This window comes from Clostridium sp. BNL1100 (genome assembly GCF_000244875.1).
Lineage (GTDB): Bacteria > Bacillota > Clostridia > Acetivibrionales > DSM-1351 > Ruminiclostridium.
The window spans coordinates 3,638,147-3,651,815 of the sequence record NC_016791.1 but is presented as its reverse complement, the minus strand read 5'-3'; the positions used below and the strand labels follow the sequence as shown (position 1 = coordinate 3,651,815).

The window sequence follows — 13,669 nt, the reverse complement described above, 5'->3', positions numbered from 1 at the left end:
TTATCTTTTTAACATGTACGCGAGTATAAATTGTATCAATGGAAGCTTGGAAGCAATCAGTGATACAATTTTATACGGGAATACAGGTGTTTAACAGAAAAATTTTTGCGACAGCCACTGTTATATAAAACCTACTTAATTGCCTTATCGGCGTAGGTGTTGACTACCACCTTGTCATAGGGAGCTTTCTGCTTGAGTTCACCTGCCTTATTCATTACAGTCTGGAGCAGCTCAAAGGACTCCTTTTTCATAGCGGGTTCCTTGCACCAGGCATCAATTTTCTTGTACCTTTCGGCAACAACCGTCAGAAGCTCAGTATCACTATCGGGAAAGGACGGTTTTAATACTTCGGCAATTTCTTTTGGAGAATGGGTATCTACCCATACTTGGCCCTTGTAAAGTGCATCTGTAAACTTATGAATTACAGCTTTATTTTTTTCAATAAAACTCTTTTTTGCAAAATAAGCAGTAAAAGGTATCTCACCGCTTTCTTGCCCTACGGAAGCCAATATATATCCTTTTCCTTCCTTTTCAAGAGAGGAAGCAACAGGTTCGAATAATGTTACATAATCGCCCTTACCACCGGTAAATGCGCCGGCCATAAGTGCAAACTGTATACTTGTATCAACATTTACATCAGCTCCGGGAGCAAGACCGTTTTTATTCAGAACGTACTCAAGAGTCATTTCGGGAACTCCGCCTTTTCTTCCACCTATGATATTCTTGTCTTTGAGATTACTCCACTTGAAACCGGGTTCGGGTTTTCTTCCTACAAGAAAGGAACCGTCCCTTTTGGTTACCTGTGCAAAAACTTGTGCATAGTCTGCTTTACCTTCGTTATATACGTATATACTTGCTTCCGGGCCTGCCAAGCCTATGTCACATTGTCCCGACAAAACAGCAGTCATAACCTTGTCGGCACCCTGACCGTTCTGAAGCTCGATATCCAGTCCTGCATCCTTGAAAAAGCCTTTATTTAATGCAACATACTGTGGAGCATAAAAAACTGAATGTGTCACTTCACTTAACTTTACTTTAGTTAAATTATCATTACTGCCGCAGGAGGACAGTACAAAAATAGTACTTATTAATATAACTAATAAAATAAATAATTTCTTCATAAACAACTCCCCTTTCATTTATAAAACTTAGATTAGTATCAGATACGTTTCTTAATTAGAATTTTTTGAAGCAGTACAACTGCCTGGTACATGATACCTGCGGCGATGCATAGTATAATAACGCTTGCCATAACCAAATCGAGCTTGAAAACCTGCCCGCCATACACTATGAGATAGCCAAGTCCTGATTTTGAAACCAGAAATTCACCAACAATTACTCCTACCCATGAAAGACCAACATTTACTTTCAACGAGTTGATTATTACAGGGAGGTTCGCAGGGAAAACCACTTTTGTGAAAACCTGAAGCCTGCTGGCACCAAAGGTTTTAACCAGCTTTATCTGCTCTTCGTCGGTTGCCATGAATCCGTTGAGCACTTCCAGAATAGACACCACAATGGATATGGCAAGGGCAATAATGATAATTGAAGTAGTCCCTGCTCCGAACCAAACAATGAAAATCGGCCCAAGAGCTATTTTGGGAAGACTGTTTAGAATTACAAGGTACGGTTCAAGGACCTTTGATAAAAACTCCGACCACCAAAGCACCACGGCAATCAACGTACCCAACACTGTACCGGCTACAAAGCCTACAACGGTTTCCCAGCATGTAATGCCAATGTGGAGGAATAACTGTCCTTCCCTGTAAAGATTGATTACGGTATTAACAATACGGGACGGCTGGCTTGTAATAAAGGAGTCTACAATATTTAGCCTTGCAAGTATCTCCCACTGTGCAAAAAATACCACAAGTATCACTATTTGCGTTACAAGGACAAATACTTTCCGCCGCTTTTTTGATTTAAGATACTCAAGCCTTTCCGGAGACAAATTCGTTTCTTGTTTATGCTTAAACATGTACATCCAGCTCCTTCCATATCAAATTAAAGTAATGTCTGAATTCGGGAGCTTCACGACTGTTAAAAGGGGTTCTTACTTCATTGCAGGTTAATGATATGTTGTGCTCACTTTTTATAGATGATGGTCTGCCTGTAAGAACAAAAATTCTGTCAGCCATACTTATACTTTCAGCTATGTCATGAGTAACCATAATTGCAGTTTTGTTTTCTTTCTTGATAATATAATATATATCCTCTGTTACTGCCAGTCTGGTCTGGTAATCCAAGGCAGAAAATGCTTCATCCAAAAGAAGTATTTCAGGCCTTAAAGCCAGGGTTCTAATCAGGGCGGCACGCTGCCGCATTCCCCCTGACAGCTGGGAAGGATATTTATCTTTGAATTCACTGAGTCCATATGTATCAAGAAGATTATTAACATATTCCTTATTTTCAGGAGTAAGGGCTTTTTTTATTTCAAGCCCCAGCATGACATTCTCAAGTATTGTACTCCACTCAAAGAGAAAATCCTTTTGAAGCATATAACCCACCTGCTGCAAACATTCATAGTTACGGCCACCATTTATGACAATATTGCCATAAGAAGGTTTAACAAGTCCTGCGATAATAGATAATAGCGTTGACTTGCCGCATCCGCTGGGCCCTACAATACAAATAAATTCGCCCTTGGATATATTCATACTGATGTCAGCTATGGCAGGAATTTCGCCATTTGGTGATTGATAATTCATTCCAATGTTTTTAATTTCAACTATATATGACATAATAGACACCTCCCGCCATTTGTATTTATTTATATACAAACTCTTAATACAGTATATAGACATAATCCCTAAATGGTTAAAGATTTATATAAAATAACAAAGGTGGCAAAGCCAAAAAACGCATAGACCAAGAAGGTCTATACGTTAAGGAGAAGTGGATGGCATTAGCTCCCAACTGCTAATGCACTTAATGTTGCAATAGTTGAGAACGTGTAGGTAAGGCCGACTTTACGGCTGAACTATCTTCAGAGGAACGCAAAATCTCAAAATTGAAGGTTACGGAAACCCCCACGAGCCGGTCAAACCTTCTGCTCCTGTCTGACTCACTAGAATGGAAATAGTCGTCACCGTTTGGTATAAAATTTACTCCTTTAAATATTCAAAGGTTTACATAATCCTTTGTAATATATAATATTAATTAAAACTACAAAAGGTTACATAATTAGGAGTAAGATATGCCTAAAAAATATAAAATTTCTACAGATTTTCTAGTTTCTCAATTTTTTTATTCCTATAGTATAGACAGATATCTGTAGACACCATAACAAGGTTGATTATGTAAAGTATCATAACAATATCTCTTTGATACAAAATCTTGTTAGTTATTCCGCACAGGTAGCCAAATATCAGAATGTAAAGGAAGGCAACACTCTTTCCTGCTGTCTTCCTGGATTTATAAGACCTGTATATCTGAGCTGGCCATGCTGCACCGAAACTCAAAAGCATTAGTGCTTCAAAAATACTCATATGTGATTAATCTCCTGATTCTTTAAAAAATGTGGCTTCTGCCTTGATAATTATACACCACTGGAAGAAAAAATGGGTATCTAGGGGCAGAATTTTTTAAAGAAACTTTCTGTAGAAACTCCGTGGGGGCGGTTTTTTCTCTTTAAGCCGTAAAGAATATCTTTTTTATTCCTGTTAATGATATTAATACCTTCAGCACAAGACAAAGTTGCCTTAAAACCCATTTCTTTTAAAATAGGAATTGAATCATTGCTGATATAGCCAAATGGATATGTAAATGTATTTGGCTCAATACCTGCAGATTCCTTCAGTTTTTGCTGAAGAAGCCCAACGTCTGAATATAAAAGGGTTTTGTAGGCTTCAATAGATTCACCCCTGTTTTTTTTAGCCCCCATTCTCTTTTTGCCGTAGCTGTGGAGATTATATGTATGGTTTTGTACCTCATAAATTCCTGAATCATTCATATTTTTAATTTGTTCCCATGTTACATAGGAATACTGCACATTGTTTTCCGGTATTTTGGTGGATGCTTCGGTAAACTCTCCTACAACGGATATAACGGCTTTCATTTCATAGTTTTTAAGAATTGGCGTTGCATATATATAATTATTATAATATCCGTCATCAAAGGTCAGCATAACAGGCTTAGATGGAAGTTCTCCGTCATTATATACATAGTTTATAAGGTCATTCATTGTAATTGAAGTATACCCACTGTCTTTAAGATATTTAATATCGCTTTCCAGTTCTGTAGGAGTAATCACAAATTTGCCCAAGTCCTTGGATTTTGGAATTGTCCCGTGGTACATTACTATGGGTACTCTGATTCCATTTTCTTTTCCCAAGCTTTCAAGTGCATCATCAAAAACGTTGGTTGTAGCAGACAGGATAAGGGCCAAAGGCAGTATCAGAATTAAAATTACTGCAAAAACAAGTAGAATATATTTAATTAATTTTTTATTAAACAATTCATACATTTAAAGACCTCCAATTTATATAAAATTTTAGAAGTGGTAGTTCATATTCGGCTCGATAATATCATAAGTACGGTAGAAATCACGGGTTTCTTCGTCCTTTGTAACGGCTGAACGATTCTTTTGAAGAAGGTTTACAATATTGTATACATCAATCCAGATTTCATTATTGCTTTCTTTTTGAGATTCATCAAAAATAAGCTGCATACCAAAATGTAGATGAGGTGTGGTAATGTTGTTAACATTTTCACGTGTGCTATAGCCGGTCATTCCAAGATATCCTATAACATCTCCGGCCTTCACAATCTTTCCTTCATAGAGGTCTGCATGAAATGGCCTGTCTTTTCTCAAATGCGCATAGTAATAGTATCTTTTCTGGTCAAAGCTGCGGATGCCAATTCTCCAGCCCCCGTACATATTCCAGCCCATTACCTCTACAATACCGGATTCCACCGCCATAATAGGAGTTCCTATAGAACCCATGAGGTCGTTGCCCAAGTGCTTTCTGGAAAAGCCAAAAGAACGGCTACTGCCAAAATCGTCGTAATGACTAAAGCTGTAACCTCTGGCAATAGGGGAAAAGACCTTTAAACCGTACTTCTTCTGCCAAATTGTTTTTTCACTGTTATTAGGGTCTTTTACCTGAATGTCATATTCACCTACAAAGTTACCAAGGATAGCATCATAAGCCTGATAAAAATAGTTGTAATGCTTCATATTTGCAGTGAGTTGTTCCATTGTTTGCCCCTTATTCAGTTTGTCTGCAAGTTCATCCAAATCTTTCGCTTTATATTTTTTAAAGTTCCCACCATATTTGGTAGCAATATATGCCAGCATTTCGACCCAGTGAAGCTGTACAGGTTTTTCATGGGACTTTACATCCATGCTTAGTGCCTTCTCCATCGCTTCATAAGGAACATTGTATTCCACCCATTTTATATAGCCCTCGTTACTCACCGATAACACCTGACCTGTGTTATCCCTCAGTAATATTGCAGTCGACCCGGCAAGGATACAAACTATTAAACCGAAACACATTATTATTTTAAAGAACTTGGTTCTAGCCAAATAAAGTCACCTCTTAACCGTTTAATGAAAGACAAGTATCTATTATTTAAATCTATGCAGTACAACCCCAACATATCCTAGCAATTTATTTTCAGTTAATAAATTCCAGAAAAATTTATTAACTTATTGCTTTACTTTAATAAAGTTATGAAGTAAAATGATATGTAGAAGAAAATCGAAATAGAGAGAAAAAGAAAAAAGTAAAACATTATTTTATTTGAAGGGATTGGTTTTTGTGAAAAAAGGTAGGATAATCAAGGCTTTGGCCTGCGCTATGGCATTGACATTTTTAGTTGCAGGTTGCGGAGCTCCGGGAGAATCTTCAAAAAGTTCAAGTACAGCTGGTGAAAGCACAGCTGCTTCAAGCACTACGGCTGTAGATCAGTCATGGGACAAGGTTAAGGAAAAGGGTGAGCTTGTACTGGGCTTGGACGAGAGTTTTCCTCCTATGGGATTCAGAGATGAAGACAATAATATAGTAGGATATGACATAGATCTTGCAAAGGAAGTTGCAGCACGTTTAGGTGTAAAGCTTACGCTTCAGCCTATTAACTGGGATTCAAAGGACCTGGAGTTGAACACCGGAAACATAGACTGTATATGGAACGGATTTTCTATTAACGATGAAAGAAAGCAAAATATACTTTTTTCAGACCCTTACATGAAAAACAATCAGGTGGTTGTTGTAATGGCTGATTCAAAGTACAATACTTTGGCAGACCTGAAAGGAAAGTCAGTTTCACTTCAGGCAACGTCAAGTGCTGCTGATGCAGTAGAAAAAAATAATGATTTTAAGAATTCACTGAAAGAAGTAGTAGAACTCAAGGATAACACTCTATGTCTTATGGACCTGAAAACCGGTAACATCGATGGTGTTGTAATGGATGAGATAGTAGCAAGATATCAGATTCAGATGAATAGCGAAAAATACAGGATGTTGGATGAATCATTGGCTGTCGAGGAGTATGGAGTTGGTTTCAGAAAAGGTGACCTTCAACTGATGACACAGGTAAATGATACCCTCAAGGCAATGGCTAAAGACGGCAAGATAACTGAAATATCAAACAAATGGTTTGGTAAGGATATATCTATTATAGAAAAGTAATTTTAAATGCTTTCAAGTAAAATTTGATCATATGCGCAAACTTCAAAAAAAGGGCTGATATAATATATATCGGCCCTGTTTTTAGGTGATAAAATTAATAATGCAGTAAATAATGCAATATAAATGTAGAAAATTGCTCTATTGTAATATAAAATAGATAAGCATGGGTGTTAGGCCCGGCTTGGTTAATGATTTTACGGAGAGGGGATTTATCAGTGAAGCTGGTATTGTTGTTATTGGAGGGAATGGTAGTTTCTTTGCAAATATTTGCACTAACGCTTATTTTTGCAATACCTTTAGGACTTCTGGTGTCTTTTGGTAGAAGGTCAAAGCACATAATTATTAGCGGAATTACAAGTATTTATATCTCAATAATGAGAGGAACACCATTAATATTGCAACTGCTGGTGGTTTATTTTGCACCGTCCTATGTTTTTGACGCTAAAGTCGGCAGATTTACTGCTGCCGTTATTGCATTTATACTTAATTATGCGGCTTACTTTGCTGAAATATTCAGAGGAGGAATCGAGTCTATTCCTAAAGGGCAGTATGAAGCAGGAGAAGTTCTGGGTTTTACAAAACTACAGGTGTTTTTTAAGATAGTTTTGCCTCAGGTTGTAAAAAGGGTATTGCCGCCTATCAGCAACGAAGTAATAACTCTTGTTAAGGATACTGCACTTGTTTCAGCAATCGCTGTGGAAGAAATGTTCAGAGTTGCCCAAAAAGCTTCCAGTACGGTATCCTCGGTACAGCCCTTGTTTGTTGCCGGAGTCTTCTATTATGTAATGAATCTTATTGTGGCTCAGGCGTTTTCATTTGCAGAGAAAAAGCTTAATTACTATAGATAGGTAAAAAGGGATTTATCCGGAGGGAATGTATGGAAATGATTAAAGCAACAGATATATATAAAAGCTTCGATGGCAATGTCGTACTTTCAGGAATCTCCTTTGAGGTTAATAAAGGCGAGGTTGTTGCAGTGATAGGCCCATCGGGGTCTGGAAAGAGTACACTGCTCAGATGTATAAACCTTTTGGAAAAGGTAGATATGGGTTCAATTACCGTAGAGGATGATATAATGGTATCTACCAATGCACAAGGCAGGGCTGTCTACGCAGAAAAGAAGAGGCTGAGGGAGATACGCTTGAAAATAGGCATGGTATTTCAGAGCTTCAATCTTTTTCCTCATTATAGTGTTTTGGACAACATTATGGCCGCTCCTGTAAGCGTTGCAGGAGTGAGTAAGGCAGAGGCAAAAAAAACAGCCATGGAGCTGCTTGTAAAGATGGGGCTTGAAGACAAAGCAAATGCATATCCATGCAATCTGTCAGGAGGTCAGTGCCAGAGAGTGGCTATAGCAAGGGCACTTGCACTCAAACCCGATGTTCTGTTTTTTGATGAGCCAACGTCTGCACTTGACCCACAGCTTACAAACGAGGTGCTTAAAGTTATCAGACAGCTTGCTGAAGAACACATGACAATGGTGGTTGTAACCCATGAAATGAATTTCGCACGGGAAGTTGCAGATAGGGTTATTTTTATGGACGGCGGCGTCATTGTAGAAGAAGGTAAGCCGGAGGATATATTCACAAACCCCAAGAAGGAAAGAACAAGAGCATTTATAAGAGGTTTCATCGGGTAAAAGATGTAAATTTGTGTAAAGCAGTTGCACATTGCAAAACGTGCAGCTGCTTTTTTAGCGGATAAAAGCCATCATTTTAAGTACATGTTGTATATTTATGCAAAAAAACGTTAAATTTTATTGACACTGATAATATAATATGATATACATTTATTTGTTGTTTAATTGAAGTAAACAAAAAGTTTACTTATGCTAAATGAGGAACGTCAATGAAAATCGGTGAAAAAATAAAACAGCTAAGAGTTAAAAATGGTCTTACACAGGAAGAACTTGCCGGAAGGTGCGAATTGTCAAAAGGCTTTATATCGCAGCTGGAGAGGGACTTAACTTCTCCTTCAATTGCAACCCTGATGGATATTCTGGAATCACTGGGAACCAATATAAAGGACTTTTTCAATGAATCTGTCAACGAAAAGGTTGTTTTTAAAAAAGATGACGTTTTTACCAAAGAAGACAAGGATTCGGGTTACGTGATACACTGGCTTGTTTCAAATGCCCAGAAGAACGCCATGGAGCCTATTCTTATAAAGCTGGACCCGGGAGGCAGTTCAGAACTTGACAACCCCCACGATGGTGAGGAATTCGGGTATGTTGTCAGCGGAGGTGTAACTGTTTATCTGGGTACTCAAAAGTACAAGGTAAAAAAAGGCGAATGTTTCTACTTTAAACCTGTCACAACCCATAAAATAGTTAATTCAGCCAAGAGTCAGTCTATTATTTTATGGGTATCATCACCGCCTAGTTTTTAAAATGAAAGTTTATCAGTAACAATTGTTGGAGGAAAAGAATGAGCGAAAATCAACCAATTATATTACTACAGGATGTTAAAAAAAGTTTTGATGATAGTCAGGTACTAAACAATATCAATTTGTACATACTAAAAAATGAGTTCATAACCTTTCTGGGGCCAAGTGGTTGCGGAAAGACAACCACTCTTAGAATAATAGGCGGATTTGAAAAGCCTGACAGTGGAGATGTTTTTTTCGAAGGCAAAAGGATAAATGATCTTCCTCCATACCAAAGAAAGGTCAACACTGTCTTTCAGAAGTACGCACTTTTTCCTCACATGAATGTATATGAGAATATAGCATTTGGACTTAAAATCAAAAAATTGGACAAAGCCACAATAAATAAAAAAGTTGACGAGATGCTGGAGCTTGTAAATCTTAAAGGCTTTCAGAAAAGGTCGGTGGATTCATTGTCAGGGGGACAGCAGCAGAGAGTTGCAATCGCAAGGGCCCTTGTAAACCAGCCTGAGGTTTTGTTGCTTGACGAGCCTCTTGGGGCATTGGATTTAAAACTTCGCAAAGAGATGCAGATAGAGCTTAAAAACATACATAAACAAACAGGTATAACCTTTGTCTACGTTACTCATGACCAGGAAGAAGCCCTTACAATGTCAGACACAATAGTAGTTATGAATGCAGGCAGCATACAGCAGATAGGCACGCCTCAGATGATTTACAACGAGCCTAAGAATGCATTTGTAGCTGATTTTATAGGTGAGAGTAATATTATAAAAGGCAAGATGATAAAGGATTTTACAGTTGAGTTTGCAAACAGGGTCTTTGAATGCCTTGACAAAGGCTTTTCAGAGAATGAAGAAATAGATGCCGTAGTACGACCGGAAGATATCAAGCTTGTCACTGAAGATAAAGGAATGATATCGGGCATGGTAAAGTCAGTTACCTTTAAAGGAGTTCATTATGAAATGCAGGTGGAAGGAAAGGACTATGTCTGGACAATCCACAGTACTCAGATGGCAGAGACCGGGTCAAGAGTAGGTATGGTAATGAATCCCAATGATATTCATATTATGAAAAGGATGGGCTGATAATGAAAAAGAAGTGGTTGTCTTATCCATACCTTGTATGGATGGCTATTTTTATAATTATACCTTCATTACTGATCCTTTTTTATGGATTTACAGTAAAGGATGAACAGGGCTTCAGATTTTCACTGCAAAATTTTTACAGGTTCTGTAATCCCATATTTTTCAGTGTTTTGTTCAAGTCACTCTGGCTGGCTCTTTTAAGTACCTTTGTGTGTCTTATTGTAGGTTATCCGGTTGCACTTATACTTGCCAGTAAGGAGTACAGTAAAAAGACTACCATGTCAATGCTTTTTATAATACCCATGTGGATGAACTTCCTGCTCCGTACATATGCATGGCTGACATTACTGGAAAAGCATGGGATAATAAACTCAATACTATCATTTTTCCATCTTCCCACAATTAATATACTGTACACAAATGGGGCCGTTGTTCTGGGAATGGTTTACAACTTTCTTCCATTCATGATACTTCCCATATATTCAGTACTAATGAAAATAGACAACAAGCTGGTAGAGGCTGCACAGGATTTGGGCGGAAACTGGGTTACAGTATTCAGAAAAGTAATTTTGCCTCTGAGCCTGCCTGGAGTTATGTCAGGGCTGACCATGGTATTTATGCCGGCAGTAACAACCTTTGTAATATCAAAGCTGCTGGGAGGTGCACAGTATACCCTTATAGGAAATCTCATTGAGAGACAGTTCCTGACGGTGTACGATTGGAACTTTGGTGCGGCTATATCAATTATAATGATGATATTCATATTGATAAGCATAGCAATTATGTCCAGATTTGACGAGGACAAGGGAGGAGGGGCAGCACTATGGTAAAAAAGGTTATAATGAAGTCATATCTCGGTCTGATACTGCTTTTTATGTATCTACCCATAGTTGTTCTGATTGCCTTCTCGTTTAATAAGTCCAAGTCCCGGGGTAACTGGACCGGCTTTACATTCAAGTGGTATGAGGAGTTATTCAGAAATTCCCAGATAAAGGATGCCCTTTACAATACAATTATCATAGCCTTACTTTCATCTGTAATTGCTGTTGTAATAGGTACATTGGCGGCAATAGGAATACATAGTATGAAGAAGGCAAAAAAGACCGCTGTAATGAATCTGACTTATCTGCCCGTTCTGAATCCGGACATAGTTACCGGGGTTTCCCTTATGCTGATGTTTGTATTCATTGGTACATTTGTCAAAATGCAAATGGGCTTTTTTACAATGCTCCTTGCACATGTGACATTTAATATACCCTATGTTATTTTATCTGTTTTGCCAAAGCTAAAGCAAATGAATACAAATTTGTATGAGGCAGCTTTGGATTTAGGTGCAAGCTCATCATACGCACTTAGAAAAGTAATAATACCGGAAATAATGCCAGGTATTGTATCGGGATTTCTTATGGCAATAACTCTTTCAATAGATGATTTTGTCATAAGCTACTTTACTACCGGTTCTGGAGTTTCAAACCTGTCCATTACCATATATTCAATGGCAAGAACAGGCGTAAAACCAACAATTAACGCATTATCCACTCTTATGTTTGGAGGCGTACTGCTTCTTCTTTTTATAATAAATATACGCTCAGACAGAGAGGCAAAGAAAAGAAAGTCAATTAAAACTGATGGCATGGAGGTTTAAAATGAAAAGAATAATATCAGGTATTTTAGCAGCAGCTGTGGTAGCTGGCAGTGTAGCTTTAACAGGCTGCGGAGGAGCTTCAAGCGATAAAACAACCCTAAAGGTGTATAACTGGGGAGATTACATCGGGGAGGATGTAATTCAGAAATTTGAAGATAAATTCAACATTAATGTTGTGTACGATACATTTCCTACAAATGAAGAAATGTATGTAAAGCTTAAAGCCGGTGGAAGCGACTATGACGTGGCCATTCCATCAGACTATATGATAAAGAAAATGATAAACGAAGGTATGGTTAAGAAAATAAATTTAAATAATATACCTAACTACAAATATATTGAAGAAAAGTTCAAGAATCTTTCCTTTGACCCTGATAATGAGTATTCTGTTCCTTATATGTGGGGTACTGTAGGTATTATTTACAATAAAACAATGGTTAAGGAACCTGTGGAAAGCTGGAATATACTGTGGGACAAAAAATATGACAAACAGATATTCATGCTGGACAGCCAAAGGGATTCTATCGGAGTTACCTTGAAAAAACTGGGTTATTCCCTTAATACCAAAAACAAGGAAGAACTCGAAAAAGCCAAGAACGAATTAATAAAACAGAAGGATATTGTACAAGCCTACGTTGGAGACGAAGTCAAGGATAAGATGATAATGGGCGAGGGAGCCTTGGCTGTAGTTTGGTCAGGGGATGCAGTATACATGAAGAGTCAGAACAAAGACCTTGAATACGCAATACCAAAGGAAGGAAGCAATTTGTGGTTTGACTCTATGGTTATTCCAAGTACTGCAAAGCACCAGAAGGAAGCAGAGGAATTTATAAACTTTATGTGCGATACTGAGATTGCACTTGAAAATACCAATTATATCGGATACTCAACTCCGCAGACAGAAGCAAAGAAAAAGCTTGACCCTGTGCTATTAAAGGACATTGCAGCTTATCCAACCGATGAACAGATGAAAGACTGCGAGGTTTTCATTGATTTGGATGCTTCTATCAAGGATTATGATGAGATATGGACTGAGATTACTTCCAGATAATTTAGCATTTTAAAATAAAAAACCCTTTGGGAAAGACCATTGAAAATAGTCTTTCCATAGGGTTTTTTTGTTTCATACAAATAATTGCCTTATCTATAATATTCGGAATTTAAATACATTTCTGGATAATCTGCATAAATTGCTTTTCAGAGGAAACAATATACATTAAATTCTATTATAGGAGGACATCTATGGGAAAGTTATCAGGTACAAGAACTTCTGAAAACCTTGCAAGAGCCTTTGCTGGAGAATCACAGGCTAAAAACAGATATACATTTTATGCGAATTATGCCAGGAAAGAGGGGCATGCTGTTATCGAACAGGAGTTTAGACAAATAATAAAAAATGAGGAAGCTCACGCAAAGGTATTCTACGATTTATTGGTTAACGGGATGGGGCCCGGAGAGAGCAACGTTAATGTAGACGGGGGATATCCCTTTGAACTGGGAGATACACTTGCAAACCTAAAAGCTGCTGCTGAAGGTGAACATGAAGAAAATTCAAAAGTATATCCTGCTTTTGCTGATGTTGCGAAAGAGGAAGGATTTTCTCAGGTAGAAGCTGCTTTCAGAATGATAGCAAAAATCGAAGGGGAACATGAGCAAAAATTCAAACAGATTGCAACTGAACTTGAAAATCAGACATTATATAAGAAGACTACACCTGTTAGGTGGATTTGTACCAACTGCGGACATATTCATGAGGGTACAGAAGCACCGGGAATCTGTCCTGTGTGTAAGCATCCTCAGGGCTGGTTTGAAGTAGCACAGCAATGATAAAGGAAAACGGTTAAAATATTAACGAAGTTATGTAATCCTCTATTAAATTGAGATAAAGAGAGCAGACAAGGAAAAATTGTGTTAAA

Annotated in this window: 15 protein-coding genes; 9 read left to right on the top strand and 6 right to left on the bottom strand. The window is 37.8% G+C overall.

Annotation, left to right across the window (positions count from 1 at the left end; genetic code table 11):
- Positions 1-131: 131 nt before the first annotated feature.
- From CLO1100_RS15470 to CLO1100_RS15445, 6 genes are all read right to left on the bottom strand, one after another.
- Complete coding sequence (locus CLO1100_RS15470) at positions 132-1,121, bottom strand: ABC transporter substrate-binding protein (RefSeq protein WP_014314706.1); 990 nt, start codon at positions 1,119-1,121, stop codon at positions 132-134.
- A 38-nt stretch (positions 1,122-1,159) separates the two neighbouring features.
- A complete protein-coding gene (locus tag CLO1100_RS15465) occupies positions 1,160-1,978 on the bottom strand; it encodes an ABC transporter permease (protein ID WP_014314705.1) in 819 nt (272 codons plus the stop codon).
- The gene (locus CLO1100_RS15460) at positions 1,971-2,741 is read right to left on the bottom strand and encodes an ABC transporter ATP-binding protein (RefSeq protein ID WP_014314704.1); all 771 of its coding nucleotides are present in this window, start codon (positions 2,739-2,741) and stop codon (positions 1,971-1,973) included. Before CLO1100_RS15460 ends, CLO1100_RS15465 begins: the two co-directional genes overlap by 8 nt.
- Positions 2,742-3,218: 477 nt before the next feature.
- Positions 3,219-3,488 (bottom strand): hypothetical protein, encoded by a 270-nt coding sequence (locus tag CLO1100_RS15455; protein WP_014314703.1) that lies wholly within the window; start codon positions 3,486-3,488, stop codon positions 3,219-3,221.
- Between the two features lie 80 nt (positions 3,489-3,568).
- Positions 3,569-4,465, bottom strand: coding sequence for a polysaccharide deacetylase family protein (locus tag CLO1100_RS15450; protein WP_014314702.1), 897 nt, complete (start codon positions 4,463-4,465; stop codon positions 3,569-3,571).
- A gap of 27 nt (positions 4,466-4,492) precedes the next feature.
- Positions 4,493-5,530, bottom strand: a complete 1,038-nt coding sequence (locus CLO1100_RS15445) for a M23 family metallopeptidase (RefSeq protein WP_014314701.1) — start codon at positions 5,528-5,530, stop codon at positions 4,493-4,495.
- 235 nt (positions 5,531-5,765) lie between these two features.
- On the opposite strand from CLO1100_RS15445, the gene CLO1100_RS15440 reads away from it, so the two are divergent.
- The 9 genes from CLO1100_RS15440 to rbr all read left to right on the top strand — a co-directional run bounded on the left by CLO1100_RS15440 (position 5,766) and on the right by rbr (position 13,580).
- The gene (locus tag CLO1100_RS15440) at positions 5,766-6,635 is read left to right on the top strand and encodes an amino acid ABC transporter substrate-binding protein (RefSeq protein ID WP_014314700.1); all 870 of its coding nucleotides are present in this window, start codon (positions 5,766-5,768) and stop codon (positions 6,633-6,635) included.
- 215 nt (positions 6,636-6,850) lie between these two features.
- Complete coding sequence (locus CLO1100_RS15435) at positions 6,851-7,483, top strand: amino acid ABC transporter permease (RefSeq protein ID WP_014314699.1); 633 nt, start codon at positions 6,851-6,853, stop codon at positions 7,481-7,483.
- Between the two features lie 29 nt (positions 7,484-7,512).
- Positions 7,513-8,274 carry an amino acid ABC transporter ATP-binding protein gene (locus CLO1100_RS15430; protein WP_014314698.1) on the top strand — a complete coding sequence of 254 codons (762 nt, stop codon included), beginning with the start codon at positions 7,513-7,515 and terminating at the stop codon, positions 8,272-8,274.
- Positions 8,275-8,483: 209 nt separating this feature from the next.
- Entirely contained in the window at positions 8,484-9,023 is a 540-nt protein-coding gene (locus CLO1100_RS15425; protein WP_014314697.1) for an XRE family transcriptional regulator, read from the top strand.
- A gap of 38 nt (positions 9,024-9,061) precedes the next feature.
- Entirely contained in the window at positions 9,062-10,108 is a 1,047-nt protein-coding gene (gene potA / locus CLO1100_RS15420) for a spermidine/putrescine ABC transporter ATP-binding protein (protein WP_014314696.1), read from the top strand.
- A 2-nt stretch (positions 10,109-10,110) separates the two neighbouring features.
- Positions 10,111-10,938, top strand: coding sequence for an ABC transporter permease (locus CLO1100_RS15415; RefSeq protein WP_014314695.1), 828 nt, complete (start codon positions 10,111-10,113; stop codon positions 10,936-10,938).
- Positions 10,932-11,753: an ABC transporter permease gene (locus tag CLO1100_RS15410; RefSeq protein ID WP_014314694.1), complete on the top strand. Its 822-nt coding sequence runs from the start codon at positions 10,932-10,934 to the stop codon at positions 11,751-11,753. The genes CLO1100_RS15415 and CLO1100_RS15410 overlap by 7 nt, the downstream gene beginning before the upstream one ends.
- 1 nt (position 11,754) lies before the next feature.
- Positions 11,755-12,804 carry a spermidine/putrescine ABC transporter substrate-binding protein gene (locus CLO1100_RS15405; RefSeq protein WP_014314693.1) on the top strand — a complete coding sequence of 350 codons (1,050 nt, stop codon included), beginning with the start codon at positions 11,755-11,757 and terminating at the stop codon, positions 12,802-12,804.
- Between the two features lie 191 nt (positions 12,805-12,995).
- Complete coding sequence (rbr, locus tag CLO1100_RS15400) at positions 12,996-13,580, top strand: rubrerythrin (protein WP_014314692.1); 585 nt, start codon at positions 12,996-12,998, stop codon at positions 13,578-13,580.
- Positions 13,581-13,669: the final 89 nt, after the last annotated feature.